The organism is Photobacterium sp., assembly GCF_033720175.1.
Classification (GTDB): Bacteria; Pseudomonadota; Gammaproteobacteria; order Enterobacterales; family Vibrionaceae; genus Photobacterium.
This window is the reverse complement of sequence record NZ_JAWWDA010000024.1, coordinates 24,699-51,628: the sequence shown is the minus strand read 5'-3', so window position 1 is coordinate 51,628 and position 26,930 is coordinate 24,699. Positions and strand designations below refer to the sequence as shown.

25 protein-coding genes and 1 tRNA gene are annotated in these 26,930 nt (G+C 48.1%); 22 read left to right on the top strand and 4 right to left on the bottom strand.

The features are described from left to right. The first annotated feature begins 43 nt into the window (after nt 1–43). Nucleotides 44–120: transfer RNA gene (locus tag R3289_RS19575), tRNA-Met, on the top strand. Nucleotides 121–971: 851 nt separating this feature from the next. Here R3289_RS19575 and queG read toward each other — a convergent pair. Beyond that, nucleotides 972–2,105, bottom strand: coding sequence for a tRNA epoxyqueuosine(34) reductase QueG (gene queG / locus R3289_RS19570; protein ID WP_318927588.1), 1,134 nt, complete (start codon nt 2,103–2,105; stop codon nt 972–974). A 179-nt stretch (nt 2,106–2,284) separates the two neighbouring features. On the opposite strand from queG, the gene R3289_RS19565 reads away from it, so the two are divergent. The 12 genes from R3289_RS19565 to motX all read left to right on the top strand — a co-directional run bounded on the left by R3289_RS19565 (nt 2,285) and on the right by motX (nt 15,649). Beyond that, a complete protein-coding gene (locus R3289_RS19565) occupies nt 2,285–3,772 on the top strand; it encodes an NAD(P)H-hydrate dehydratase (RefSeq protein WP_318927587.1) in 1,488 nt (495 codons plus the stop codon). Nucleotides 3,773–3,780: 8 nt separating this feature from the next. Beyond that, complete coding sequence (tsaE, locus tag R3289_RS19560) at nt 3,781–4,245, top strand: tRNA (adenosine(37)-N6)-threonylcarbamoyltransferase complex ATPase subunit type 1 TsaE (protein WP_318927586.1); 465 nt, start codon at nt 3,781–3,783, stop codon at nt 4,243–4,245. 5 nt (nt 4,246–4,250) lie between these two features. Then, on the top strand, nt 4,251–6,008 hold the full coding sequence (locus R3289_RS19555; RefSeq protein ID WP_318927585.1) for an N-acetylmuramoyl-L-alanine amidase: 1,758 nt from the start codon (nt 4,251–4,253) through the stop codon (nt 6,006–6,008). A 2-nt stretch (nt 6,009–6,010) separates the two neighbouring features. Beyond that, nucleotides 6,011–8,200 (top strand): DNA mismatch repair endonuclease MutL, encoded by a 2,190-nt coding sequence (gene mutL, locus R3289_RS19550; RefSeq protein WP_318927584.1) that lies wholly within the window; start codon nt 6,011–6,013, stop codon nt 8,198–8,200. After that, a complete protein-coding gene (miaA, locus tag R3289_RS19545; protein ID WP_318927583.1) occupies nt 8,193–9,128 on the top strand; it encodes a tRNA (adenosine(37)-N6)-dimethylallyltransferase MiaA in 936 nt (311 codons plus the stop codon). The genes mutL and miaA overlap by 8 nt, the downstream gene beginning before the upstream one ends. A gap of 87 nt (nt 9,129–9,215) precedes the next feature. Next, a complete protein-coding gene (hfq, locus tag R3289_RS19540) occupies nt 9,216–9,485 on the top strand; it encodes an RNA chaperone Hfq (RefSeq protein WP_318927582.1) in 270 nt (89 codons plus the stop codon). Between the two features lie 26 nt (nt 9,486–9,511). After that, on the top strand, nt 9,512–10,801 hold the full coding sequence (hflX, locus tag R3289_RS19535; RefSeq protein WP_318927581.1) for a ribosome rescue GTPase HflX: 1,290 nt from the start codon (nt 9,512–9,514) through the stop codon (nt 10,799–10,801). Between the two features lie 54 nt (nt 10,802–10,855). Beyond that, entirely contained in the window at nt 10,856–12,013 is a 1,158-nt protein-coding gene (gene hflK / locus R3289_RS19530) for an FtsH protease activity modulator HflK (protein ID WP_318927580.1), read from the top strand. A gap of 2 nt (nt 12,014–12,015) precedes the next feature. Next, a complete protein-coding gene (hflC, locus tag R3289_RS19525) occupies nt 12,016–13,011 on the top strand; it encodes a protease modulator HflC (RefSeq protein ID WP_318927579.1) in 996 nt (331 codons plus the stop codon). A gap of 113 nt (nt 13,012–13,124) precedes the next feature. Continuing rightward, nucleotides 13,125–13,319 carry a DUF2065 domain-containing protein gene (locus R3289_RS19520; RefSeq protein WP_318927578.1) on the top strand — a complete coding sequence of 65 codons (195 nt, stop codon included), beginning with the start codon at nt 13,125–13,127 and terminating at the stop codon, nt 13,317–13,319. 122 nt (nt 13,320–13,441) lie between these two features. Next, complete coding sequence (locus tag R3289_RS19515) at nt 13,442–14,740, top strand: adenylosuccinate synthase (protein WP_318927577.1); 1,299 nt, start codon at nt 13,442–13,444, stop codon at nt 14,738–14,740. Between the two features lie 282 nt (nt 14,741–15,022). Next, entirely contained in the window at nt 15,023–15,649 is a 627-nt protein-coding gene (gene motX, locus R3289_RS19510; RefSeq protein WP_318927576.1) for a flagellar protein MotX, read from the top strand. A gap of 99 nt (nt 15,650–15,748) precedes the next feature. On the opposite strand, the gene hmpA is transcribed toward motX, so the two are convergent. After that, entirely contained in the window at nt 15,749–16,933 is a 1,185-nt protein-coding gene (gene hmpA, locus R3289_RS19505) for an NO-inducible flavohemoprotein (protein WP_318927575.1), read from the bottom strand. A gap of 101 nt (nt 16,934–17,034) precedes the next feature. Between hmpA and nsrR the strand changes: the two genes are divergently transcribed. From nsrR to rplI, 7 genes are all read left to right on the top strand, one after another. Continuing rightward, nucleotides 17,035–17,469: a nitric oxide-sensing transcriptional repressor NsrR gene (gene nsrR / locus R3289_RS19500; RefSeq protein ID WP_318927573.1), complete on the top strand. Its 435-nt coding sequence runs from the start codon at nt 17,035–17,037 to the stop codon at nt 17,467–17,469. Between the two features lie 134 nt (nt 17,470–17,603). After that, entirely contained in the window at nt 17,604–20,156 is a 2,553-nt protein-coding gene (gene rnr / locus R3289_RS19495) for a ribonuclease R (RefSeq protein WP_318927571.1), read from the top strand. After that, nucleotides 20,156–20,896 carry a 23S rRNA (guanosine(2251)-2'-O)-methyltransferase RlmB gene (gene rlmB, locus R3289_RS19490; RefSeq protein WP_318927570.1) on the top strand — a complete coding sequence of 247 codons (741 nt, stop codon included), beginning with the start codon at nt 20,156–20,158 and terminating at the stop codon, nt 20,894–20,896. Before rnr ends, rlmB begins: the two co-directional genes overlap by 1 nt. Nucleotides 20,897–21,216: 320 nt before the next feature. Beyond that, nucleotides 21,217–21,636, top strand: coding sequence for a 30S ribosomal protein S6 (rpsF, locus tag R3289_RS19485; RefSeq protein ID WP_107285306.1), 420 nt, complete (start codon nt 21,217–21,219; stop codon nt 21,634–21,636). 9 nt (nt 21,637–21,645) lie between these two features. After that, nucleotides 21,646–21,960 carry a primosomal replication protein N gene (priB, locus tag R3289_RS19480; RefSeq protein ID WP_318927568.1) on the top strand — a complete coding sequence of 105 codons (315 nt, stop codon included), beginning with the start codon at nt 21,646–21,648 and terminating at the stop codon, nt 21,958–21,960. A gap of 3 nt (nt 21,961–21,963) precedes the next feature. After that, nucleotides 21,964–22,191, top strand: a complete 228-nt coding sequence (gene rpsR, locus R3289_RS19475; protein ID WP_006233798.1) for a 30S ribosomal protein S18 — start codon at nt 21,964–21,966, stop codon at nt 22,189–22,191. Nucleotides 22,192–22,229: 38 nt separating this feature from the next. Continuing rightward, the gene (gene rplI / locus R3289_RS19470; protein WP_318927560.1) at nt 22,230–22,682 is read left to right on the top strand and encodes a 50S ribosomal protein L9; all 453 of its coding nucleotides are present in this window, start codon (nt 22,230–22,232) and stop codon (nt 22,680–22,682) included. 77 nt (nt 22,683–22,759) lie between these two features. On the opposite strand, the gene R3289_RS19465 is transcribed toward rplI, so the two are convergent. Beyond that, nucleotides 22,760–23,515, bottom strand: coding sequence for a DUF481 domain-containing protein (locus tag R3289_RS19465; RefSeq protein WP_318927559.1), 756 nt, complete (start codon nt 23,513–23,515; stop codon nt 22,760–22,762). A gap of 239 nt (nt 23,516–23,754) precedes the next feature. Here R3289_RS19465 and R3289_RS19460 point away from each other — a divergent pair, with 239 nt between their 5' ends. Both R3289_RS19460 and alr read left to right on the top strand, forming a co-directional pair. Continuing rightward, complete coding sequence (locus R3289_RS19460) at nt 23,755–25,152, top strand: replicative DNA helicase (protein ID WP_318927557.1); 1,398 nt, start codon at nt 23,755–23,757, stop codon at nt 25,150–25,152. A gap of 28 nt (nt 25,153–25,180) precedes the next feature. After that, complete coding sequence (alr, locus tag R3289_RS19455; RefSeq protein ID WP_318927555.1) at nt 25,181–26,260, top strand: alanine racemase; 1,080 nt, start codon at nt 25,181–25,183, stop codon at nt 26,258–26,260. Nucleotides 26,261–26,338: 78 nt separating this feature from the next. Here the strand turns inward: alr and R3289_RS19450 are convergent, their stop codons facing one another. Continuing rightward, nucleotides 26,339–26,758, bottom strand: a complete 420-nt coding sequence (locus tag R3289_RS19450; RefSeq protein ID WP_318927553.1) for a secondary thiamine-phosphate synthase enzyme YjbQ — start codon at nt 26,756–26,758, stop codon at nt 26,339–26,341. Between the last annotated feature and the right edge of the window lie 172 nt (nt 26,759–26,930).

Genomic DNA, 26,930 nt, shown 5'->3' with positions numbered 1-26,930 from the left:
GCAGTAGTTGTTACCGTACTCTAACGGTGAGATATAAATCGGACGCGGGATGGAGCAGTTTGGTAGCTCGTCGGGCTCATAACCCGAAGGTCGTTGGTTCAAATCCAGCTCCCGCAACCAATTTACTTGTTGAGAGACAAGCATGCGAGACTAGCACTGCTAGTTGAGCTGACCTACTACTGTGAAGTAATAGTCTCAATGCAGCATTCCTGGATTTATCGATTAACGACAATCTAGTGTGTTGCCTCAAAGTACCTTTATTACGTTGGTTTTAAAGGGTCATTTGAAGCAATCAGCTTCGATACATCATCTTAATGTTTATTCAGATAACCTCCCTTAGGGTGGGCTTTTTTGTCTTCTGAAAAAATCAATAAGATGCTCTGTAACGGCCTGGTGGCCTGAATACCAATGCTGTGAAGCATTGGCGTCATACTACGATGTAAGTGTTAGTCAGTTCGTTGTGATTGTCAGCCGGTAGCATTATTGCTACCAGCCAGTGACTGAATGCTTATGATCCGTACCTGCTCTCTTTTATCCAGATCTTGAAACAGCATGAAAGCTTGTGTTTTCAGGCTTTGTAGCCATGTGGCCAGTCAAAACCATGCTCTTAGTTCACAGAGTTATCCACATACTCTCCGTTGTGGGTAAGTCAGTTGATTACGTGTGCCAGTACGGTGTGAATAACTTTATATTTCACAAAATAATCAACTGATCTCACTTTATCCACAAAACTCCCCTAAGTCTTAAGTTGTTGCTTTTAATTTGTTTTATCGACTTATTCAGTTTTTATATACAGCTTGATCAATATGTGGTGTGGCTGGATAAATATCTTAATGCTGTTATCCACCACCTGTGTTTAATGTTTTGGGGCGAGGTATGAAATCCAATCACTGAAAATGTTTTCCACATTCATATAGAATACAGACTTAGCTCTCATTTTATATGCTTGATCACTGCCGTACACAGGAGGATCAGGCGTCGCGAGGAAGGCCTTTTTCTACAATGCGAATAAGCCTTTTTGTCTTAGATGGTAGTACATCAATAACAAGTTCGGCACGTTTTTCTTGTTGTTTTGTTATCGCCCAGCGGATGTGGATGTCTAGCAGTTCACTGAGCCCCGCACGTTTGTCTAAGGCATCAAGAAGCTCCGCATCATAAGGTGCATTGCCGATGGCAATCGCCAGGTTGCGCAACCATTGGATATGGCCGATACGGCGAATCGCCGAACCTTCAGTGTATTTCAGGAAAGATGGTTCATCCCATTGGAAAAGTGTCAGCAAATCCTGCTGATATAAGGTATCACGGCAGTGGTAATCCGTTTCTTCCGTCAGCTCAGAGAAACGATTGAACGGGCAAACCAGTTGGCAGTCATCACACCCGTAAATACGGTTACCGATTTTTTCTCGAAATTCTTCGGGAATGATCCCTGCAAATTCAATTGTCAGGTATGAAATACAACGCCTGGCGTCAATGACACCTTCTTCGACAATCGCGCCAGTCGGGCAGCTGGTGATGCAGGCGACACATTTACCACATTGATTTTCAACCGGGGTATCAACGGGGAGCGGCAGGTCGATCAGTAACTCGCCAAGGAAAAACCACGAACCGCTATTATCGTTGAGGTTCAGTGAATGCTTCCCCGTCCAGCCAAGTCCGGCTTTTTCCGCTAACGGGCGTTCCAGGATAGGTGCTGAATCGACAAAAGGGCGGTGGCCAAATTGACCGACTTCGGTTTCAATCAGCTGGCCTAAACGTTTTAAGCGGTTGCGAATAAGCTTGTGGTAATCACGGCCCAATGAATAGCGGCTAATGTAGGCTTTCAGCGGTTGCTTAAGGGTTTGGGCAAAACCCGCATCCGGTGGCAGATAGTTCATTCTGACACTGATCACCCTTACGGTACCTGGCAGTAGCTCAGCGGGCCGCGCACGCATCATGCCATGACGAGCCATCCAATCCATATCTCCATGATAGCCCGCGTCTAACCAGCGCTGTAATTGCGCTTCATGCTGCTTGAGATCGATATCGCAGATCCCAACCTGTTGGAACCCTAGCTCTTTTCCCCATTGTTTAATTTTCTGGGTGAGTGCGGTGTAATCAATGCTCATGGTGTCAATGGGAGGCCGTTAAATAATGGGGGCGAAGTGTACCACATAACCTGGCAGACAATAATCGCCGTCGTCGTCAGTGAAAAGGAAAAAAGCGTCGGAAGGTTTTTTCAATGTGTTATGTTTTGTCTGGGAGAAATTGTTTTCTGTTAGCAAGAACAACACAGTAAGGAATGAGTATGGTTATGCCATCGCTGCCTATTTCTTTATATCGGGCAGAGCAGGTTAGAGTCGGAGAAAGGGCTGCCGCACAGGCGATGCAGCTGGAGATGTATCAGCTGATGGAAAGGGCCGGTCATGCGGTGTTTTCTACATTGTTAGAACAGTATCCTGATGCGACTTCTGTGCTGGTCTGTTGCGGCAGTGGGAATAATGGGGGCGACGGCTATGTGGCAGCCCGACTTGCCAAAGAGCATGGCTTGAACGTTCAGCTATGGCATTTAGGGGACGCCTCTCAATTAACCGGTGATGCGGCAACAGCGCGCGATGCCTGGTTAGCTGCCGGTGGTGAGATAGGAGTACCGCATGCCGACGTCCCTGAGCAGGTTGAGGTGATCATCGACGCGCTATTGGGTACCGGGCTTAAGGGCTCAGTACGCTCTGATTGTGCAGTCTTGATTAAGGCAATCAATCGGGCAACTAGCCCTGTTATTGCCGTTGATGTACCTTCGGGTTTATACGCCGACACGGGGGCTTCTTCCGGCGAAGCTGTAGAGGCCGATATCACCGTTACTTTTATTGGTGTTAAACAAGGCTTGTGCACCGGCCTGGCGGCTCGTTATTGTGGTCAAATCCAGTTTGCAGGCTTAGAGGTGGCTGATGCCTTTCAGCAGATCACCGAACCTGCCAGTGTCAGAGTTGATGAAGGTCAGGTATTACGTCATCTACCGAGGCGTGCTCGTACGGCACATAAAGGGGATCATGGCCGGGTATTATGTGTCGGGGGCGACCTAGGTATGGCTGGTGCTATCCGTTTAGCGGCGGAAGCGAGTGCGCGCACGGGGGCTGGATTAACGGCTGTTATCACACAACCTGACAATGTCTTGTCAATTGTGACGGCCCGGCCAGAGATAATGGTGCAAGGCTGGCAGGAAAAAGCCCATGAGATCAGTCAGCGGCTGGATTGGGCTGATGTGGTGGTGATCGGGCCGGGGCTTGGACAGAGCGACTGGAGCCAGGCGCTGTTCTTTTATCTTAACGGTTGTGAAAAAAAGACGGTTATCGATGCTGATGGATTGAACTTATTAGCATTTTCACCAGACCATAAAAATAACCGTATAATTACCCCGCACCCGGGCGAAGCCGCCCGTTTGCTGAAGACGACCGTGAAAGAGGTAGAAGCGGATCGGTTCCGTGCGGTGCGGTCATTACAGCAAAAATATGGCGGAGTGGCGGTATTGAAAGGGGCGGGAACCCTGGTTTATGACGGACACCAGCTTTGGATTTGCTCTGAAGGTAACCCTGGAATGGCAACCGGCGGAATGGGCGATGTGCTGTCTGGCATTATCGGCGCCTTGTTAGGACAAGGCTTATCCTTACCTGATGCAGCCTGCGCGGGTGTTTGGATTCACAGTAAAGCGGCCGATTTGTGCGCCAGAGACGGAGAGCGTGGTATGCTGGCGGGTGATTTGTTTCCGTATATTCGACAATTAGTAAACCCAAGATAAAGATAATAATGCAAACATTTGAAACCATACTTGCCGACGAGCAAGCAACAGTAGATCTAGGCCTGCGACTTGCGACAGCCTGTAAGCGCCAGACTACAATTCATCTTCATGGTGATCTCGGTGCGGGAAAAACCACGTTTAGCCGTGGTTTTATCCGTGCGTTAGGGCATCAGGGGAATGTTAAAAGCCCAACTTATACATTGGTTGAACCCTATGAATTGCCACCCTGGCATGTGTATCACTTTGATCTGTACCGTTTGGCAGATCCGGAAGAATTAGAATTTATGGGGATCCGTGATTATTTCACTGACGATGCGATCTGCTTGGTGGAATGGCCGGAAAAGGGGGAAGGTTTGCTGCCTGCGCCGGATCTGGTATTAGAAATGCGCTATCACGGTGAACAGCGTAAGGTTACGATAATCGCCAATAATGATTATGGTATGGCGTTGATCAAAAGTTTGGAGTTGTGTTGATCAAAATGTCTACGCGGGCTTTTTTTAATATTCTTTTATTAGGGGTAGGGCTATTTAGTTCTGTGGCCATTGCCAATGAGCTGAAAGGGGTTCGTGTCTGGCCGGCGCCAGACGAAACCCGAGTTGTTTTAGATCTAAAAGATAAGGCAACGTACAGTTATTTTACGCTGACCAAACCTGATCGCTTAGTTGTGGACTTAAAACAAACAACACTTAAGACCCAGCTTCCGATTGGGGTGAGTCACAGTGACGTATTGAAGAAAATCCGCAGTAGCAGTGCGCCTGAAAAAGGCTCCTTTCGGTTGGTGTTTGAAACTAAAGCGAAAACCAGCCCTAAGATATTTAGCCTGGCGCCGTCACCTGACGGGCATCACAGCCACCGTTTGGTGTTAGATTTACCGCATAGTAACAACATTGGGCAGAGCAAAAAAACGCAGCCTGAAGGAAAAGTAACCACTAACCAACAAGCCCAGTTACCGTCTGGGCGTGACGATATCATTATCGCAATAGATGCCGGACATGGCGGGGAAGATCCCGGCTCTATCGGGCCGGCTAAAAAGTACGAAAAAAATGTCACGTTGGCAGTAGCGAAAAAAGTGGCGGCAAAAATTGATGCGACACCAGGGCTGAAAGCGGTGATGACCCGCCATAGTGATTACTTTGTAAATCTTAATAAACGCTCTGACATTGCCCGCCGGAATAAAGCGCATCTGCTTGTTTCTATTCATGCGGATGGTTTCCATAAACCGCAGCCGCGAGGAGCATCGGTCTGGGTGTTGAATACCCGCCGCGCCAATAGCGAAATTGGTCGCTGGCTGGAGCAACACGAAAAGCAATCTGAATTATTGGGTGGCGGAGATGTCTTGTCGGGTGACAACAACGATCAATACCTCAGTATGGCAGTGCTCGATCTGCAATTCAGCCATTCCCAGAAAGAAGGCTATGAGGTGGCATCGAAAGTGCTGAAAGAGATCAGTAAAGTCACCACGCTGCACAAAAGCAAACCCGAGCATGCCAGCTTGGCCGTTTTAAAATCACCGGATATTCCGTCATTACTGGTGGAAACCGGGTTTATCACTAACCCTACAGAAGAGCGGTTGCTGAATTCACGGTCCCATCAAAACAAGTTAGCCGGTGCTATCTATAAAGGCATTCTGGCCTACTTTGACAGTAACCCGCCGGAAGGGACGCTGTTTGCCGCCAGGAAAAATGGCATTAAGCATAAAGTCACACCTGGCCAGTCGCTGAGTATCATTGCCAAGAAATACGGTACGTCGATATCAGCCATTAAATCAGCCAACAGTTTAACATCGAGTTCGCTGAAAATTGGACAGGTTCTGGTTGTTCCGAGCGCTGCGCCTGTTGCTCTTACTCATCGGGCGGTTACAAACAAGGCTGCTGCCAACACGATCATCTCGGCGTCAAAACCGAAGGCATCAGCCTCAAATGCAACTGTCACTCAAACCCTGGTGCATAAGGTACAGCGCAGTGAATTTCTGGGTAAAATTGCCGCACGCTATGGCGTGACGATTGCCAGTATCCGAAAAGTGAATAAGTTACGTTCAGATGATCTGGCCGTCGGGCAAAAGCTAAAAATTGAGGTGAGGGTGCCAGCAGCCAAGCAACATACCGTTAAGCGCGGTGAGTTTCTTGGTAAGATTGCCGCGCATTATGGGGTGAGTGTTGATAGCATCCGAACTATGAATAAGCTAAGCTCAGATACATTGGCCGTAGGCCAGACTTTAACCATACCCAGAAGTTAATTATGCCGATTCAGATTTTACCCGCTCGGCTGGCTAACCAGATTGCTGCCGGTGAAGTAGTTGAACGGCCTGCCTCTGTTGTCAAAGAGCTGGTCGAAAATAGCCTGGATGCCGGAGCTACCCGAATTGATATCGATATCGATAAAGGGGGCAGCCGCACGATCCGTATTCGTGATAACGGTAAAGGCATCGTAAAAGAAGAGCTCGGTCTGGCGCTTAGCCGTCATGCCACGTCCAAAATATCGTCGTTGGATGATTTAGAGGCGATTGTCAGTCTGGGATTTCGCGGCGAAGCGCTGGCAAGTGTCAGTTCCGTCTCCCGTCTGACCCTGACATCGCGTACTGAAGGGCAGGAGGAAGCCTGGTCGGCTTATGCTGAAGGGCGGGATATGGACGTGCAGCTTAAGCCTGCGGCACACCCTGTCGGTACCACGGTTGAAGTGCTCGATTTATTCTTTAATACCCCGGCCCGCCGTAAATTCCTTCGAACTGAAAAGACGGAATTTAACCACATTGATGAACTGTTAAAGCGAATAGCACTTAGTCGGTTCGATGTCTCGATCACCCTGCGTCATAACAGCAAAATCATTCGCCAGTATCGCAGTTCACAAACTCAGATCCAGAAAGAGCGCCGTCTTGCATCGGCTTGCGGGCAGGGCTTTTTGCAGCATGCATTGGCGGTTGAGCTTGAACATGGTGATTTGAAATTGTCGGGCTGGATTTGTAGCCCGCAAGGTGCTCGGGTGCAAAATGACATTCAATATTGTTATGTCAATGGCCGTATGATGAAAGATAAACTGATCAATCATGCGATCCGTCAGGCCTACGAGTCCAGCCTTGCGCCCGCTCAATATGCCGCTTATGTCCTGTTTATTGAAGTCGACCCGCATCAGGTCGATGTCAATGTGCACCCGGCTAAACATGAGGTACGTTTTCATCAGGCCCGTCTGGTTCACGATTTCATCTATCAGGGCATTCAGAGCGCATTGCAGCAAAGCGCCGTTGATGACGAACAGATCTACAGCGCCCCGCAGCGAGCCAGTGCGATTGCTGCTCCTTATGCAGAACCGGCCATAACATCAGCAGAAAGCACGGCACATCATATTGCAGAGCCGCGGCCTGTGATGAAGGCGATAGCACGTACGCCTGATTATCCGAACAAAGCACAGCCTGCGGAATGGCTACGTCCACAGACACCGCGTGTCGAGGAAGAAAGACCAGCCCCTGACCATGCCTGCCAAGAGGGTGAAGTGCAGGAGGGGGATAATGATCGTCACGCAGGCCCAAGCGGCGCCAGTTCCCATAATCTCAAGAGTGGCAGAGATTCCGATTACCCGGCAATTGATTCACGTCGCCCTTCTTCATCCGATGGGGCGAATCGTGCTCAGCGGCAGTTCGGTAGTGACAGTCCATCCAGACAGGAAGTGGCCGTTTATCAGCGTTTAATGCAAACGGCGTCGGAATCTTCCCGCTCAGCGGCTGGTTCGGTCGAGAATCCGTCTCATCGGTATGAGCCGTCTGGTCGTGCCATTAAGACAGATAACAGCCATGCCCCACCATCTCGGCAAGACAATAAGCCCATTCAACCAACACGACAAAATGTGATTGATACCAAGCCTGGGGGGGGATTAGGTAAAGCCCTTGGTCTGGTTAGCGATCGTTTTTTGTTACTTAGCCGAAATGCCGGTATTTATGTGCTGTCACTCGATTATGCTCAGGGGTTACGTCACAAGGGGCAATTACGTCGGGCTGCCACTGAAGGCTTAAAGCCGCAGCCACTACTGATCCCGCATTCCGTTCCGGTCGAGCCTGAGCTGATAGCATGTGCAGAGCTGCATGCTCAGCTACTAAAGCAGCTGGGGATCACTTTAAAGGCCAAAGGCAAGACGGGATTGATCATTTTGTCGGTTTGTATGCCGTTAAGGCAGCAAAACTTACAACAGCTTATTCCAAATTTGTTAACCTATCTGGTATCAGTCGCCGACGATCCTGACGCTCAGGGCTGGAGTAAGTTACTGGATTGGCTGTCATTGCAATGTACGGTGCCAGCGGATGCCTTTAGTTTGTCTCAGGCGATCCAATTAGTGACAGAAGTCGAGCAACTATGGGCCGACGATCTTGAACAGTATTATCAATATTTGTTGCGTCCCGTAGATGTTTGCGCAGCAATAGAAGCATTTGAATATGAGTAAGTCATTACCTCAGGCCATTTTTTTAATGGGGCCAACAGCATCGGGAAAAACAGATCTTGCTATCCGTTTGCGTGAACAGTTACCGGTAGAGTTGATTAGTGTCGATTCCGCCCTTATCTATAAAGGGATGGACATCGGTACGGCAAAGCCAGATGCTCGGGAATTAGCATTAGCTCCCCATCGTCTTCTCGATATTCGTGATCCAGCGCAAAGTTATTCAGCTGCAGACTTTCGTGCTGATGCACTGAAAGAAATGGCTGATATAGTTGCAGCTGGGCGCATCCCCTTGTTAGTTGGTGGTACTATGTTGTACTACAAAGCCTTACTTGAAGGTTTGTCGCCCTTACCAGCCGCGGATCGTGAAATCCGTGCTGAAATAGAGCAAGAAGCACAAGAGAAAGGCTGGCAAGGTTTACATGAGGAATTAGTGCGGATTGATCCGGTTTCCGGGGCTCGTATCCATCCTAATGATCCACAGCGATTATCTCGTGCGTTGGAAGTTTTTCGCATTTCGGGTCAAACTTTAACCGAATTGACGAAAGTTCAGGGTGAATCATTGCCGTACAAGGTCCACCAATTTGCAATAGCACCCAAGGATAGGGCTGTTCTACATCAAAGAATTGAGCAACGTTTCGAGAAAATGATCGATGCCGGTTTTGAACAGGAAGTGCGTATTTTATACGAGCGGGGTGATTTACACCCCGATCTTCCATCAATCCGTTGTGTCGGTTATCGACAGATGTGGGACTACTTGGACGGGAAGTGTGATTTAGATGAAGCGGTTTTCCGTGGTATCTGTGCAACCCGTCAATTGGCGAAGCGTCAAATTACCTGGTTACGTAGCTGGAAAGATTTGACGTGGTTAGATAGCAGTAACGGGGATACAGCGTTACAAACAGTCACAAACTCAGTTAGTTGTGATGTTTGAATAAAGTGTATACTCTGAACTGTTTTGCGTATTTTTAGTTTTTGTTCGTTGCTAAATACAACTACAAACAAATAAGGAAAAGAAATAATGGCTAAGGGGCAATCTCTGCAAGACCCGTTTTTGAATGCGCTGCGTCGTGAAAGAATTCCGGTCTCTATTTACCTGGTGAACGGCATTAAACTTCAAGGTCAGATTGAATCCTTTGATCAGTTCGTGATCTTACTTAAAAACACCGTCAACCAGATGGTTTATAAGCATGCTATTTCTACAGTTGTTCCTGCTCGCCCGGTGAATCATCATCATGCGAGTGATCGTCCGGCTGGAGCTGAGCGTACCCAAGAACAAACCGAAGAATAAGATTCTTCAATTAAGGAGTTGATTGCTTGTTTGACCGTTATGAAGCTGGTGAGCAGGCGATTCTTGTTCATATCAACTTCACGCAAGAAGGGGAATGGGAAGATCTCAGCGAATGTGAAATGCTGGTTTCCTCTGCGGGAGTCAATATGCTACGTGTCGTGACAGGTAGCCGTAAGACTCCCCACCCTAAGTATTACGTGGGCGAAGGTAAAGCACAGGAAATTGCCGATGCGGTTCGGGCCGAAGGGGCCGAGATCGTAATATTTAACCATTCTCTTTCTCCAGCGCAAGAGCGTAACCTGGAGCATTTGTGCAAGTGTCGGGTAGTAGACCGAACGGGCTTAATTCTCGATATCTTTGCTCAGCGAGCGCGTACCCACGAAGGTAAGCTTCAGGTTGAGCTTGCTCAGTTACGTCATCTTTCCACTCGATTGGTCCGTGGCTGGACTCACCTTGAGCGTCAAAAAGGTGGTATCGGCCTGCGAGGTCCGGGTGAAACTCAGCTGGAAACGGATCGGCGTTTATTGCGTGATCGCATTAAAACTATTTTGCGAAGGTTAGAGAAGGTTTCGAAGCAGCGGGATCAGGGACGTCGAGCGAGAAATCGCGCCGATATTCCGACAATCTCACTGGTCGGTTATACCAATGCCGGCAAGTCGACGCTGTTTAACCGTATTACCGATGCTGGAGTGTATGCCGCTGATCAGCTGTTTGCGACCTTGGATCCTACATTGCGTAAGATTAATGTAGCCGATGTCGGAACATCTATTCTGGCTGATACCGTCGGGTTTATTCGTCACCTGCCTCATGATTTGGTCGCGGCATTTAAAGCAACACTGAAAGAGACCCAGGAAGCGAACTTATTGCTTCATGTGGTTGATGCCAGTGATGAGCGCTACCGTGAAAATATTGATGCAGTGGATACAGTGCTGGAAGAGATCGAGGCCAATGAAATACCGACTCTGATTGTGATGAATAAAATCGACAATCTGGATGGGTGTGAGCCTCGTATTGAACGTGACGATGAGGGAATGCCGGTACGAGTTTGGGTGTCGGCAATCGAAGGGGAAGGCATTGACCTGCTGTTCGAAGCCTTAACGGCACGTTTGTCTGGTACTATGGTGAAGCACACCTTGCGTTTACCGCCGCCATTGATTGGCCGGTATCGCAGTATGTTTTATCAGCTCGGTTGTATTTTGTGTGAAGAATATGAATCAGATGGCTGTTTAATTATTGATATTCGTTTACCGTTGGCAGACTGGTCACGATTACAAAAAAGAGAAAGTACTTCATTAGATGACTTTATCGTTGCTTAATGGACTGCTACAGTAATAAAAACTGTCGTCATATCATATTGATGGAGTTCTATAATGGCGTGGAATGAGCCTGGAAACAACGGCGGCCGTGATAAAGACCCTTGGGGTAGTAATAATCGCGGCGGACGTGAACAAGGACCGCCAGATCTCGATGAGGTTTTTTCAAAACTGAGTCGTAAATTTGGTGGTATTTTTGGTAATAAAAAAGGCCCTTCAACCGGTGGCAGTGCTGTTGGTTTAGGGGTGATTGCAGTGCTGGCTGCTGCAGTTTGGGGTTTTTCTGGTTTCTATACCATCGGCGAAGCTGAACGAGGCGTGGTATTACGCTTCGGTAAGTTTTACGAGATGGTGGGGCCGGGTCTGAACTGGAAGCCGACTTTTATCGATGAGGTTGAACCCGTAAACGTTCAGGCGATTCGTTCACTGCGTAGCTCTGGTCTAATGCTGACCAAAGATGAAAACGTATTGAAAGTTGAGATGGATGTTCAGTACCGTGTTTCTGATGCAAAAAACTATCTGTTTAGCGTAACGAATGCTGACGATAGCCTGCGTCAGGCAACGGATTCTGCCCTGCGTGCGGTTATCGGTGATTCGAAGATGGATGAAGCCTTAACCACAGGCCGTCAGACAATTCGTGCCAATACCCAGCAAGCGATCGACAAGATCATCCAGAATTACAATATGGGTATCTTGGTCGTTGACGTTAACTTCCAGTCGGCGCGTCCGCCAGAGGCTGTTAAAGATGCCTTTGATGACGCCATTGCTGCGCGAGAAGATGAAGAGCGTTTTGTCCGTGAATCAGAAGCGTACAGCAATGATATTTTGCCTAAGGCAACCGGTCGTGCTGAACGTCTGAAGAAAGAAGCGCAAGGTTATTTAGAAAAAACCGTCAACGGTGCATTGGGTGAAGTTTCTCAGTTTGAGAAGTTGCTTCCTCAGTACCTTGCTGCGCAAGACGTTACGCGTAATCGTTTGTACATTGAAACGATGGAGCGTGTTTACAGCAACACCAGCAAGGTGATGGTTGATTCTAAATCAAGTGGTAATCTGCTTTATTTACCGCTGGATAAGCTGATTAATCAATCAACACAGGCAAAACCGAAAACGGGTACATCAAGCAGCTCTTATGGTATTGAACTTGAAAAAGCTGAAACCCAAAATCCTGTATCGGCGCCAACGCGTACTGATACCGGTCGTCAAGGGAGATATTAATCATGCGTAAATTAATGATCCCAGTGGTTGTCATCTTTATTGCTTTGCTGCTGATGTCAGTCTTTGTGGTGCGTGAAGGTGAACGCGGTATTGTGGTCCGTTTCGGTCGTATTCTGAAAGATGCGAATACTGAAGTAGTCCATATATATAAGCCGGGCTTGCATTTTAAAGTACCGCTGTTTGACCGTGTAAGAACGCTGGATGCTCGTATTCAGACCATGGATGATCAGGCAGACCGTTTTGTAACAGCAGAGAAAAAAGATGTCATCATCGATACTTACGTTAAGTGGCGTATCAGTGATTATGGTCAGTACTACCTAACGACGGGTGGTGGTGATAAGTTGACTGCTGAAGCACTCTTGAAACGTAAAGTGGTTGATAACCTGCGGGCTGAAATTGGTTCGAAAGAAATCAAGCAAATCGTTTCAGGACCAGAGCGTAAAGTTGCTGTTGAAGATACAGAAGCACCAGCAGCGGCAGAAGCGGTGGTCAATGAGATTGTGGCTGAAGTTGCACCTCGTAAAGAAGTAGAAGGTCAGCGTGATCAAATTATGGCTGATGTTCTTGCTGAAATTAAAGTCAGTGCAATGAAAGATTTGGGTGTTGAAGTTGTTGATTTTCGTATGAAAAAAATCAACCTGCCTGATGAAATCAGTGAGTCTATCTACCGTCGTATGCGTGCCGAGCGGGAATCGGTTGCTCGTAAGCACCGCTCGCAAGGTCGAGAAAAAGCCGAAGTTATTCGCGCCCAGTCTGAACTGGAAGTGGCGAAAATACTGGCTGAAGCCGACCGAGAAGCGCGTGTTGTACGTGGTACTGCAGATGCGCAAGTCGCGAAAATTTACGCTGATGCGTTCAACCAGGATCCGGAGTTCTATAGCTTTTTACGTTCATTAAAAGCGTATGAAAATAGCTTTAACTCGAAAAACGATATTCTCGTTGTCGATCCTAGCAGTGACTTCTTCCGGTATATGAAAGAAGCCAGTGGCGTAAAATAAGCCTGCTGAATTGAAAATCGAAAGGCAAGGCCAGAAGGCCTTGTCTTTTTTTTTGTCAGTGGGAAATAATGAATGGATGCAGTATTACTCAATTTGATATGACGGGAATTAGCATGAATAAAGCAGTTTGGATGGCCATCGGCCTTGTGCTGGTGGTTGAAGGGTTAGGTCCGTTATTGGCACCTCGCGGCTGGCGTGAAATGGTCAGTCAGCTAAGTCAGCAGAATGACAACGCTTTGCGCCGAATCGGCGGTTGTCTGGTTGTGGCCGGCAGTATTATTGCCTACATGATGTACTATAGTATGTAAATCGCCCTAGCTGAGTATCGTGATACTCTTCTTTCAGAATAATTTCGTATGGTCAAAAAATGACTGCAAGCGGTTCTGTAAGGTGCTAGAATCCTTTTTTAACTACTGATAGACGAAGAAAGATGGCAAATAATGTAGTCGTTCTTGGCACCCAATGGGGTGACGAAGGCAAGGGTAAGATCGTTGATCTGCTGACCGAAGATGCAAAATACGTAGTGCGCTACCAGGGTGGCCACAATGCAGGTCACACCCTTGTCATTGACGGTGAAAAAACTGTCCTTCACCTGATCCCATCAGGTATCCTGCGTGACAACGTTAAATGCATCATCGGTAACGGTGTTGTACTTTCTCCAGATGCACTGATGAAAGAAATGGGCCCGCTAGAAGAACGTGGTATCCCTGTTCGTGAGCGCCTGTTCCTGTCAGAAGCTTGTCCGCTAATTCTTCCGTATCATATCGCTCTTGACCAAGCGCGTGAAATCGCTCGTGGTAAAAAAGCCATTGGTACTACGGGTCGTGGTATCGGTCCTGCCTACGAAGATAAAGTTGCTCGTCGCGGTCTGCGTGTTGGCGATCTATTCGATAAAGAAACATTTGCTGAGAAGCTGAAAGAAGTTATGGCTTACCATAACTTCCAGATTGAGCATTACTACAATGCTGAACCAGTAAGCTACGAAGAAGTTCTGGAAAATATCATGGCACAGGCTGATATTCTGACTTCTATGGTTATCGACGTAACTCAAGAACTGGATGACGCGCGCAAGCGTGGCGATAAGATCATGTTCGAAGGGGCGCAAGGTACGCTGCTGGATATCGACCACGGTACATATCCGTATGTAACGTCTTCAAATACGACTGCTGGTGGTGTTGCTTCGGGTTCAGGTTTTGGTCCTCGTCACCTGGGTTATATCCTGGGTATCGCGAAAGCCTACTGTACTCGCGTTGGTGCGGGTCCATTCCCAACAGAACTTGATGATGCTGTCGGTGAACACCTTGGCGTTAAAGGTAACGAGTTTGGTGCAACGACTGGCCGTAAGCGCCGTTGTGGCTGGTTCGATGCGGTTGCAATGCGCCGTGCAGTGCAGATCAACTCAATCTCTGGTTTCTGCCTAACTAAGCTAGACGTTATGGATGGCCTGAAAGAGATCAAAATCTGTACTGGCTATAAAATGGCTGACGGTACTGTGCTTGAAGTATCACCAATGGCGGCTGACGCTTACGAGAACATTGAGCTGATTTACGAAACTATGCCTGGTTGGTCTGAGAGTACATTTGGTGCGAAGTCTTTGGATGCGCTTCCACAAACGGCATTAGACTATATCGCTCGTATCGAAGAGCTTACGGGTGTGCCAATCGACATCGTTTCGACGGGTCCTGACCGTAATGAAACTATTATCAAGGTTCACCCATACGGTGAATAATTGCCGCTGTATGGTGAGTCATCGCCCTCTACTGTGAGTCAGTGATAAAAAAAGCCAACCGTTCGGTTGGCTTTTTTATTGCTGCTGTTTAAGTGTTTTTTAACTCATTGCTTTCTAAGTTATTCAATATGACCGACCTCAAACTGATGCAAAAAATATTGTGTCAAATCCTCTTTGTCGTGATGGAGCTCTGCGGCAAATAATTGCCGTTTTTTGTTAAATGCCCTAAAGTCTGGAACGTCTTAGCCGATATGCTATCTACGGTTTAATAGAGATGAGTTCATGGATCTGCGTACCTTACTGCTTTCAACATTGCTGGTTGTAACTCCTGCCTATGCATTGGAAAGTGTCGGTGAGGCCGTGCCGGTGTATTCCGATTCAGAGCTGATCAAGCTATTTGAGACCAATACCCACTTGCAACAAGTGAAGGCTGATGATTGTCAGTTAGTTCAGGATATTGAAGCGCGTGCACGCCGAGTAGAGTCACCCTCTTATCAATTCCTCTATGGGGACATGCTGGCATGGGGGATCTGTGTTGAGCGTGATGTCGAGCTGGGAGTTTATTACATGCAGTCGGCAGCTCATCAGGGATCGCCCGCGGCGCTAGAGCAGCTTGGCCGTTATTACGCCAAGGGTACGCTGGTCCAGCAAGATCAGGAGCGTGCGGTTCCCTACTTGCGTGAAGCGGCCTCGATGGGAAATGTCGATGCACGAATTCAGCTAGCGGAACTGCTATTGAGCAACTACGGCAGCCCGCTTGATTTTGAAGAAGCCTATCGCTGGTTATACAACACCGTGACACCCAGTAAAAACACCCATAGTAAAATTACTCGCTTGCGGGTGGGCCTTGAACGGCGGATGCCAGCGAATGTGATAGCGCGTGCGAAACGCCGGGATACATTCTGGTAGTGATCTTGGTACGATCACTTTCCCCCTTTTGTTTTCCGACGTATAAAAAAGCGCAACCTATTGGGTTACGCTTGGAATCTCCAGATACTTCTGTGTTTGTCAGAGTACTTTATGCGGGCCGAAGCATTCGTAGTGAATACGATCTTCAGTAATCCCCATTTCGATCAACTGATTGGCAACGTGCTGCATGAAACCGATAGGGCCACAGAAGTAAAAATGCATTGCCGGTACGGTCAGTTGAGTCTGTTGTTTCGTTAAGTCAATCAAACCTTCATAATTGAAATCTTCTGCTTGGCGATCCGCGGCAAGTGGTCGGCTATACCAAATAGCTGTGTTGATGTGTTCATACTGTTTTGCCAGCGTCTTTACGTGATCTTTAAATCCGTGTTGCTCGCCGTTTTCTGCGGCATGTAACCAGTGTACCGTGGCTTGGTGCTCAGTTAAAAATTCGAGCATTGATAGGGTCGGTGTTAATCCAACGCCTGCAGAAATGAGAGTCACAGGCGTGGTTGGTTCAACATCGAGAAAGAAATCTCCTGCAGGGGCTGCAAGTTGTACTGTATCTCCTACCTCTAAATGGCGGTGAAGATAACTGGATACGCGGCCTTGTTCTTCATATTTAACAGAGATGCGGTAACTATTATTATTAGGTGCTGATGACAGGCTGTATTGACGGATCTCTTGATTCTCGAATTCTTCCGGGTTTAGGTAAATACCGAGATACTGGCCGGGCTTAAAGGTCGCAACTGAGCGGCCATCGACAGGCTTAAACGTAAAGCTAGTGATAACACTGCTTTCTTGGTTTTTTCCGACGACTTCGAATTCACGAGTACCACGCCAGCCGCCATTTTTAGTTTCATTCTCTTGATAAATGGCTTCTTCACGGGTAATGAAAACATCGGCGAGCACACCATATGCGGCTCCCCAAGCATCTAAAACGTCTTGCCCTGGTGAGAATAGTTCATCAATGGTTGCCAATAAGTGCCTGCCCACAATTTGGTATTGCTCGGCAGTGATCATGAAACTTGTGTGCTTATGAGCGATTTTTTCGACGGCCGGTAAAAGTGCTGAGAGATTATCGATATTGTTCGCATACGCGCAAATGGCGTTAAACAAGGCTTCACGCTGATCCCCATTACGCTGGTTACTCATGTTAAAAATATCTTTGAGTTCAGGGTTATGGCTGAACATGCGCTCATAGAAGTGTGCAGTCAGTGCCGGTCCGGTTTCGGCTAATAATGGTGCAGTTGCTTTTATAGTGTTAATTGTTTGTTGATTGAGCATGACTTTCTCTTAAGTTGTATTTATTATATATCTTATAAGATCTATCTGATCTGTATCTTTTAGTCAAGAACAAGATTAAAATAGCGGCAGGAGGAGTTATTGTGCAGTTAACTAGTTTTACCGATTATGGCCTGCGTGCCTTGATATACCTTGCCACCTTACCTGAAGGCGAATTAGCCAGTATCAGTAAAGTCACTGACGTTTATAGTGTGTCGCGTAACCATATGGTTAAGATCATCAATAAACTAGGTCAGTTGGGTTACGTTGAAACGGTACGGGGTAAAAACGGTGGTATCCGTTTAGGTATGCCTGCCGATAGAATAATTTTAGGTGATGTTGTGCGTGCTATAGAGCCGCTTCAGATTATTGATTGCAGCGAAAGCTTTTGTCATATTACGCCTGCCTGTCGTTTGAAAGGTATTTTAAGCGCGGCAAGAAGTGCGTTCTTGACTGAGTTAGACCAGCATACATTAACGAGCTTGATTGAGGATAATCAGCCGTTGCGTGTGTTGCTTGACAGTCCGGTAACGGAATAATCCGTAAAGCCAATAACCTCCAGCCTAATTAGTGGAGCAGAGAACGTTATTCTTTGCTCCCATCTGTTCACCAATGGCCGGAATCTATTTAATTGATATAATTAATGGATATTCCTGCCAACATGGATCTGTTTATGTCCAAAGGTACTACCGATTTACCGGTCGATCCTTTCCGCGATCGCGAAGCATCAAATTACGAAAACCCTATTCCAAGCCGCGAGCTTCTGCTGGAAGTCATCCGAGGCTTTACTGCCCCGGTTAGCCGTGATCAGTTATTTGCTGAGTTACAGCTAAAAGGGGACGATCAATATGAAGGCTTGCGTCGTCGCCTGCGTGCGATGGAGCGTGACGGCCAGCTCGTTTTTACTCGTCGCCAGTGTTATGCCCTGCCAGAACGTCTTGATTTGATCAAAGGCCATGTTATTGGCCATCGTGATGGCTTTGGCTTTGTTCGCCCTGAAGGCGTGGGAACAAAAGAAGATTTAATGTTACCGCACCACCAGATGCGTGGTGTGATCCATGGTGACTATATTCTTGCGCAAGTTGCCGGGGTCGATAAGCGCGGCCGTCGTGAAGGCCGTGTGGTACGTGTTTTACAAGAAAATACCGCACCGATTGTCGGTCGCTTCTTTATCGAAGAGGGCATGGGGTTTGTCGTCCCGGATGACTCTCGTATCGCCCAGGATATTGTTATTCCAAACGAGCAGCGCATGGGCGCACGGATGGGCAATGTGGTGGTGGTTGAAATTAACCAGCGCGCCACCCGCCAGTACAATGCTGTGGGGAAAGTGGTCGAAGTGCTGGGTGAAAACATGGCACCGGGCATGGAAATCGAAATTGCGCTGCGTACTCATAACATTCCGAATGAGTGGCCTGTCGAAGTCGAAGGCCAGATCAAAGGCTTAGCTGAAGACGTGCCGGAAGAGGCGAAGCAGGGACGTGTCGATTTGCGTGACCTGCCATTGGTGACTATCGATGGTGAAGATGCCCGTGACTTTGATGATGCAGTTTATTGTGAACGCAACACATCCGGTGGCTGGCGTTTATGGGTCGCAATCGCAGATGTAAGCCACTATGTACGCCCTGATTCAGCACTAGATAAAGAGGCAGTCAAGCGTGGTAACTCGGTGTATTTCCCTTCTCAGGTGATCCCGATGTTGCCGGAGGTCCTGTCGAACGGCTTATGTTCACTGAACCCCCAGGTTGATCGCTTGTGTATGGTGTGTGAAATGACCATTTCTGATGAGGGTGAGCTTTCGGGTTACACACATTATGAAGCGGTCATGAATTCCCATGCCCGTTTGACTTATACCAAAGTCAGCAAGATGCTCGATGGCGATGAAGAGCTGCGTGAACGATATCAGCCTCTGGTACCGCATCTGCAAGAACTGTATGCGATGTACAAGGTGCTTAAAAAGTCACGCGATCAGCGCGGTGCCATTGAATTTGAAACCATCGAAACTAAGTTTATCTTTAACGCCGACCGTAAAATCGAGCGTATTGAGCCTGCAGAGCGTAACGATGCCCATAAGATCATTGAAGAATGTATGATTATGGCCAATGTTGCTTCTGCCCGTTTTGTCGAGAAGATGAAAGAACCCGCGTTATACCGTGTCCATGATGTACCGGGCGAAGAACGCTTAACGGGTTTCCGCGATTTCTTGGGCGAGCTGGGGCTGAATTTGAGTGGCGGTCTTGAACCGTCGCCACGTGACTATGCCGATTTAGCACACGCTATCCATAATCGTCCGGATAAAGAGCTGATCCAGACAATGCTCTTGCGTTCGATGAAGCAAGCTCTCTATCAGGCTGACAACGGCGGTCACTTTGGCTTGGCGCTGAAGCAGTATGCGCACTTTACTTCGCCAATTCGTCGTTATCCTGATCTGACGTTGCACCGTGCGCTGAAGTATTTAATTGCCAAACGGGAAGGCAAAAACACGGATCGCTCGACACCGACTGGCGGCTATCACTACTCGCATGACGATATTGATGCCATCGGCGATCAATGCTCAATGACGGAACGCCGTGCCGATGATGCCACCCGGGATGTGGCAGACTGGCTAAAATGCGAATACATGCAAGATCATGTCGGTGATGAATTTGAAGGGGTGATTGCCAATGTTACTGGCTTTGGTTTCTTCGTTCGTCTTAAAGAACTGAATATTGATGGCTTAGTGCATATTTCCAACTTAGCCAATGATTACTATCAGTTCGATGCGATTGGCCAGCGTTTGATCGGTGACAGCTCGGGTCAGATCTATCGTTTAGGCGATACGGTGCATGTGAAAGTGGCATCGATTAACCTCAATGATCGCCAAATCGATTTTGATATTGTCGGCAGTGATCGTAAACCGCGTGGTGCGGGTAAAACCGACAAGCAGCGTGAGAAGCAGCAACGGATGCGTAAGGCGGAAGGTGTGCGCACATCGAGCCATAATAAGAAAGTCTTCCGCGTTGAAGAAGGTGAAGCCAAGGCCGAACACCGTGCTAAGTCGAAGAAAGTCCGGTCGTCTGTTCGTCAGAAGCTGAAAGCAGGAGCGGTACCGAAGCTTGAGGGCGATAAAGCGTCAGCGGCTGATGGTGCCGATGGCAAGGCTAAGAAACCGAGAAAGAAATCGTCTAAGGCACGCAAGACTAAGTCGCGTGCAGGCAAAAAAGAACGGGCAGAAAAGAAGACTAAGTAATGAGTAATGAAATGATTTTCGGCATTCACGCCGTGAAAGCCGTGTTAGCGTCAGATCCTGCGCGCTTTATTGAAGTTTTCGTGCTGAAAGGACGCCAAGACGATCGCTTAATGCCTTTGCTGATGGAATTGCAAACCTTGGGTATTACTATCCAGGAAGCAGGCCGGAAAGCGTTGGATGATAAATCCTGTGGGGCTTCTCATCAGGGTATCATTGCACGGGTGAAGCCGGGCAAGCAGTATAATGAAAATGATCTGGATACCCTTTTAGCGGGTAAGGAAAATCCACTTCTGCTGGTCCTGGACGGGGTAACCGATCCGCATAATTTGGGTGCCTGCCTGCGTAATGCTGATGCCGCTGGTGCAGTGGCCGTGATTGTGCCGAAAGACCGCTCTGCACAGTTGAGTGCAACAGCCAGTAAAGTGGCCTGTGGTGCCGCAGAAGTGGTGCCGTTGGTACGCGTGACTAACCTGGCCCGGACTTTACGTGCACTGCAAGAGCAGGGAATTTGGGTGGTGGGTACTGCTGGTGAAGCGACCCATGATGTTTATCATAGCAAGCTGACCGGTCCGCTGGCGATTGTGATGGGGGCTGAAGGTGAAGGTATGCGTCGGCTGACTCGCGAAACCTGTGATGATCTGATCAAAATTCCGATGGCAGGTTCAGTATCGAGTCTGAACGTATCGGTCGCAACGGGCATTTGTTTGTTTGAAGCGGTACGTCAGCGTCAGGACGTTTAACCGCGGAGACTTAAGCCGGTCCTAGGTCCTGGAAAGAGCAGAAGCGGAGTTTACATGGCGCTTCTGCTTTTTTATGGTTGGCTGGGGCTTCATTTTGCCTGTCTATCCTGCCTGCTGGACCCGGCCGGCAAAAGTCTCCAGCTTACCTGCCTCGCGACTCGAACCACATAACTTCCCGTTGAACCATAAAAACCCCTTGCGTCGATTGGCCATTCTCTGTACTATTCAGCGTCCAAATTCTCGGTTCTTTTTTTAGTTCCTTGCTTCCTCTGGATAACCGAGCCAACTCAGGAAGCTGATTAATCCGTAAGGAGCAACCAATGCGTCATTACGAAATCGTATTCATGGTGCACCCTGATCAAAGCGAGCAGGTTGCAGGCATGATCGAACGTTACACTGGTTCAATCAAAGATTCTGGTGGCCAGATTCACCGTCTAGAAGATTGGGGTCGCCGTCAAATGGCTTACCCAATCAACAAACTGCACAAAGCACACTATGTTCTTATGAACGTTGAAGCTGAGCAGGCTGTAATTGACGAGCTTGAGTCTACTTTCCGTTTCAACGACGCTGTGATCCGTAACATGATCATGCGCACGAAAAACGCTGTTACTGAGCCATCTCCAATGATGAAGGCTAAAGAAGAGCGTTTCACTAAACGTGACGACCGCGAAGAGCGTTCAGATCGTTCAGAGCGTTCAGAAGCTCCAGCGGAAGCTGAAGGTGAAGCTGCAGCTGAGTAATTTGTAACCATGACCAATCGTCTGGAGTTATCTGGCGTTATTGCCAAAGACCCCAAACGGAGCCAATCCCCGGCAGGCGTGCCTCATTGTCACTTTGTGCTTGAGCATCGTTCTTACCAGCGGGAAGCTGGCTTACCTCGACAGGTGTATTGTTACATCAACGTCGTTGTCAGTGGTAAAGGTCAACAAATGCTCACTCAAGATTTAGCTGTTGGCAGTCATATTAAGGTAGCGGGATTTATCTCATACCAAACCGGCCGAAATGGTATCGGTAAATTAGTGTTACATGCCGACCACATTGAAATATTTTGTTCAGGAGATTAGCCCATGGCACGTTTCTTCCGTCGTCGTAAATTCTGCCGTTTCACTGCAGAAGACGTACAAGAGATTGACTACAAAGACGTAGTTACTCTAAAAAACTACATTACTGAAGCTGGTAAAATTGTACCTAGCCGTATCACTGGTACTCGCGCTAAATACCAGCGTCAGCTAGCTCGCGCTATCAAGCGTTCTCGTTACCTAGCACTTCTACCGTATACAGATAAGCATCTGTAAGCCGTAGTAGTTTTTAGACTTATATAGAGGACAAGATAATGCAAGTTATTCTACTTGATAAAATCGGTAACCTTGGTGGCCTAGGCGATCAGGTAAACGTTAAGTCTGGTTACGCTCGTAACTTCCTTATCCCACAGGGTAAGGCTGTTATGGCAACTAAATCTAACGTAGAAATGTTCGAAGTTCGTCGTGCAGAACTAGAAGCTAAAGTTGCTGAGCAACTGACTGCTGCACAAGCACGTGCTGAGAAATTAAACGCTCTGGAAGCAGTAGTTATCGCTTCTAAAGCTGGTGACGAAGGTAAGCTATTCGGTTCTATCGGTACTCGCGACATCGCTGACGCTATTACAGCGGCAGGTGTTGAAGTAGTGAAGAGCGAAGTTCGCCTACCTGAAGGTGCACTACGTACTACTGGCGAATTCGAAGTTAGCATTCAGCTACACTCTGAAGTATTCGCAACTGTTAACCTAAACATCGTTGCTGCAGAGTAATAGCGTTTAGCGTTAATAGAAAAAACCAGCCTTCGGGCTGGTTTTTTTATGCCTGTAATCTAGGGGGCTGTTCGGTATTAGATCTTAAACAGCAAATTGATCGTCATGGTGGAATCGCGTTTTTCCAGTCCCTCTGGCACCCAGCTGTTAAATTTCTGGGTATTACTGAATTTGATCGCGATATGTTCAGTGATCGAGCTGGTCAGGTTTATTTCACTTTCCAGCGTGCTGTTACTATTGCCGGCAATGCCGGTGAAGCGTGCATTCAATTCGACGTTTTTGGCTGGCTTCCAGGTGAATTTCGTACTGCCCCTGATGATCGGTTCATCGACCGTTTCCGGTACGACGATATCGTCATCGTCAATTTCATCAATGTTTGGTTCCTGATGGCGGTAACCCGGGCCGGCTTCCACTTCGAGTAAAAAAGTTTCACGTCGCAATAACTGGTAACCCAAACCGGTTGAGAGGGTAAAATCGGTAAAGTATGGGCCGTATTTATCATCAACATAATTGGCGTTGCCTAAGATGTAGGCCCGTTCATTGATTTTCATATCGCTTTGCAGCTCTAACTCACCTTTGCGTTTATCTTCTTCGCCATCCTTATCAACCAGCAGGTATTTTGCCTCGCCCTGATAACGATATTGATTCTTGACATAAGTCAGCCCCAGACGGCTGTTCAGTGATTGTGAGTCAGAGTTGCCAGATAGAGACTGATAACCCAGTTCGACTTCAGTCGATAAAGGTGAGGGAGGGAGGTTTGGTGCATCGTCCTCTTCATCAGCATAGGCGGCGGTATTGGCAAGCAGTAGCAGGGCGAATAAATATCTTGCCAAGAGTTTTCCTTTTGTTCGTGACATAGCTGATGGTTAATAGTTCGATATATTTTTGGCCCCGCAGTTTACCTTAATAATGTCAGCGTTTGGTCAGGGATCGCTGAGGCGTACGTCTTGCAGCCAGAAAAGCGTCATAATAATCACCTGAGTGAAGCCCCATCTTTTTATTTATCGATAAGTAGATGTGGCATGAATAAGGTATACTAGTCGGCTTAGTTTCCGGCAATCACGCAATTCCTATGGCAGATAAAAGCAAACCGAGTAAACCCAGAGATACCCAGATGGAAGCCATCAAAATGCCTCCGCATTCATTGGAGGCCGAGCAGTCCGTGCTTGGTGGCTTGATGCTGGATAATGAAAAGTGGGACACAGTCGCAGGTAAAGTCGTTGCGAAAGACTTTTACAGCCGCCCCCACCGCATTATTTTTGAAGCGACGTCGTTTTTACTCGATGGTGGCCAGCCGCTCGATCTGATCACCTTATCTGAGCATCTGGAACGCGCCGATAAGCTTGAAGGTGTCGGGGGATTTGCTTATCTGGCAGAGCTTGCGAAAAATACACCATCAGCGGCAAACATTTCCGCTTATGCAGAGATTGTGCGTGAGCGTGCTCTGATCCGCGAGATGATTGGCGTTGCCAATGAAATTGCTGATGCGGGGTATGATCCGCAAGGGCGAACCAGTGAAGATCTGCTCGATATGGCAGAGAGTAAGGTTTTCGCCATCGCTGAGCAGCGTTCTGATGAAAACGAAGGCCCGCAGAATGTAGATACCATTCTGGAAAAAACCTTAGAAAGAATTGAGCTCCTGTATCAATCGCCGCAAGACGGGGTAACCGGGGTTTCAACCGGCTTCAGTGATCTGAATAAGAAAACCGCGGGTCTGCAAGGCTCTGATTTGATCATCGTCGCGGCCCGTCCATCAATGGGTAAAACTACCTTTGCGATGAACTTATGCGAAAATGCGGCAATGGATCAGGAAAAACCGGTCCTTATCTTCTCGCTGGAGATGCCCGCCGAACAGATCATGATGCGTATGCTGGCGTCGCTCTCGCGGGTCGATCAGACTAAAATCCGTACCGGCCAGCTGGATGATGAAGACTGGGCACGTATTTCGTCAACGATGGGTATTCTGATGCAGAAGAAGAATATGTTCATTGATGACAGCTCCGGCCTGACGCCGACCGATGTCCGTTCCCGTGCCCGCCGCATCGCCCGTGATAACGGTGGCCTGAGTATGATCATGATCGATTACCTTCAGCTGATGCGAGTACCCGGACTGCAGGATAACCGTACTCTGGAAATTTCGGAGATCTCCCGCTCGCTTAAAGCGCTGGCCAAGGAACTGAATGTGCCGGTGGTGGCGCTTTCTCAGCTTAACCGTTCCTTGGAGCAACGTGCTGATAAACGCCCTATCAACTCAGATTTGCGTGAATCGGGTGCGATCGAGCAGGATGCTGACTTGATCATGTTCATTTACCGGGACGAAGTGTATAACGAAGAAAGTGCCCTGAAAGGGATTGCCGAAATCATTATTGGTAAGCAGCGTAATGGCCCTATCGGCTCGGTACGCCTGACTTTCCAAGGCCAGTTCTCGCGTTTTGACAACTACGCAGGCCCAGCATTCGACGAAGAGTGATTTTAAGCATAATAACGAGGGATTTCTGATGAAAGCGGCAACAGCCTATATCAATACTGAAGCTCTTACACACAACATTCGTCAGATCCGTTTACAGGCGCCGAACAGTAAACTTCTGGCAGTGGTAAAGGCAAATGGCTACGGCCATGGTCTGTTGCATGTAGCAAAAAGTTTACCTGATGCCGATGCCTTTGGTGTGGCCCGAATGGAAGAAGCCCTGACGTTACGTGCCGGCGGGGTGGTTAAACCTATCTTGTTGTTAGAAGGTTTCTATGGCGCATCGGACCTGTCTGTTCTGGTCACCAATAATATCCACACCGTCGTGCATTCCGTCGAGCAGCTGGAAGCATTAGAACAGGCTCAGTTAGATAATCAGGCGGTTGTCTGGTTAAAGATTGATACCGGCATGCATCGCTTAGGGGTACGTCCTGAGCAGCAGTCTGATTTTGTACAGCGCCTTCATGCCTGTCCCAATGTTGCCAAGCCACTGCGTTATATGAGCCACTTCGGCTGCGCCGATGAGCTAAACAGCGACGTGACCCGTCAACAAATCAATACGTTTTTATCGCTGACGGAAGGCTGTCGCGGCGAACGTTCATTAGCGGCGTCTGCCGGTATTTTAGCCTGGCCTGAAAGCCAGTTAGAGTGGATTCGGCCCGGCATTATTATGTATGGCGTATCACCGTTTACCGGTGCTGAGCGTTCAGCCGAAGCCTTTAACCTGCAACCGGTAATGACGTTAACCTCCAGCCTCATTGCAGTACGTGATGTGAAGAAAGGAGAAATGGTCGGCTATGGCGGGATCTGGACCAGCGAGCGCGATACCAAGGTGGGAGTGATCGCCATTGGCTATGGTGATGGTTATCCCCGGACTGCACCCAACGGTACACCGGTATTGCTGAACGGGCGTCTTGTGCCGATGGCAGGCCGCGTGTCGATGGATATGCTGACTGTCGATCTTGGTCCGGATGCGGAAGATAAAGTTGGTGATGAAGTGATTTTGTGGGGGAAGGGGCTGCCAGCAGAAGTGGTGGCTGGACATATCGGTACGATCGCTTATGAATTAGTGACGAAGCTGACCTCCCGTGTTGCCATGTCCTACTTGTAAATAAAAACAGTATCTTGTAGTTGGCATGATTATCTAAAAGCCGTAGCGGCCGCTGCGGCTTTATTATATTGAGTTATTCTATTCCCCCTGAATGGTCACCACCACTCGGCGCCGCCCGCCGTGATCACGGTGTTCCCCGAGATAAATACCTTGCCAGGTACCTAATGCCAGCAAGCCCTGTGATATTGGAATGCTGATACTGCTGCCCAGTGTCGATGCTTTAATGTGAGCCGGCATATCATCATCGCCTTCATAGGTATGCTGGTAATATGGCGCGCACTCTGGGACATAATGATTAAAGTGCGCCTCCATATCACTGCGAACCGTCGGATCGGCATTCTCATTCATGGTCAGACTGGCTGAAGTGTGTTGGATAAAAAGATGAACCAGACCTATCGAGAGCGGGAGAATTTCAGGAATTTGTTGTTCAATTTCATCGGTTATAAGATGAAACCCTCGTGGCCTGGCTTTCAGCTGAATTGTCTTTTGGTACCACATAGTGCTTGCCTCTTGGTTAAAGCTCTGCTGCAATCAGAGGGAGTTACTGTAATCATTAGTGATAATAGCGTCTATTATTTACTCTTGGTTTTCGTGACCTGACGCAATGAAGGTAGAGGATGCTTCAAGTCATAATCTGTCATAAGTTGTAAAATTACAAAAAAAGGTCTGA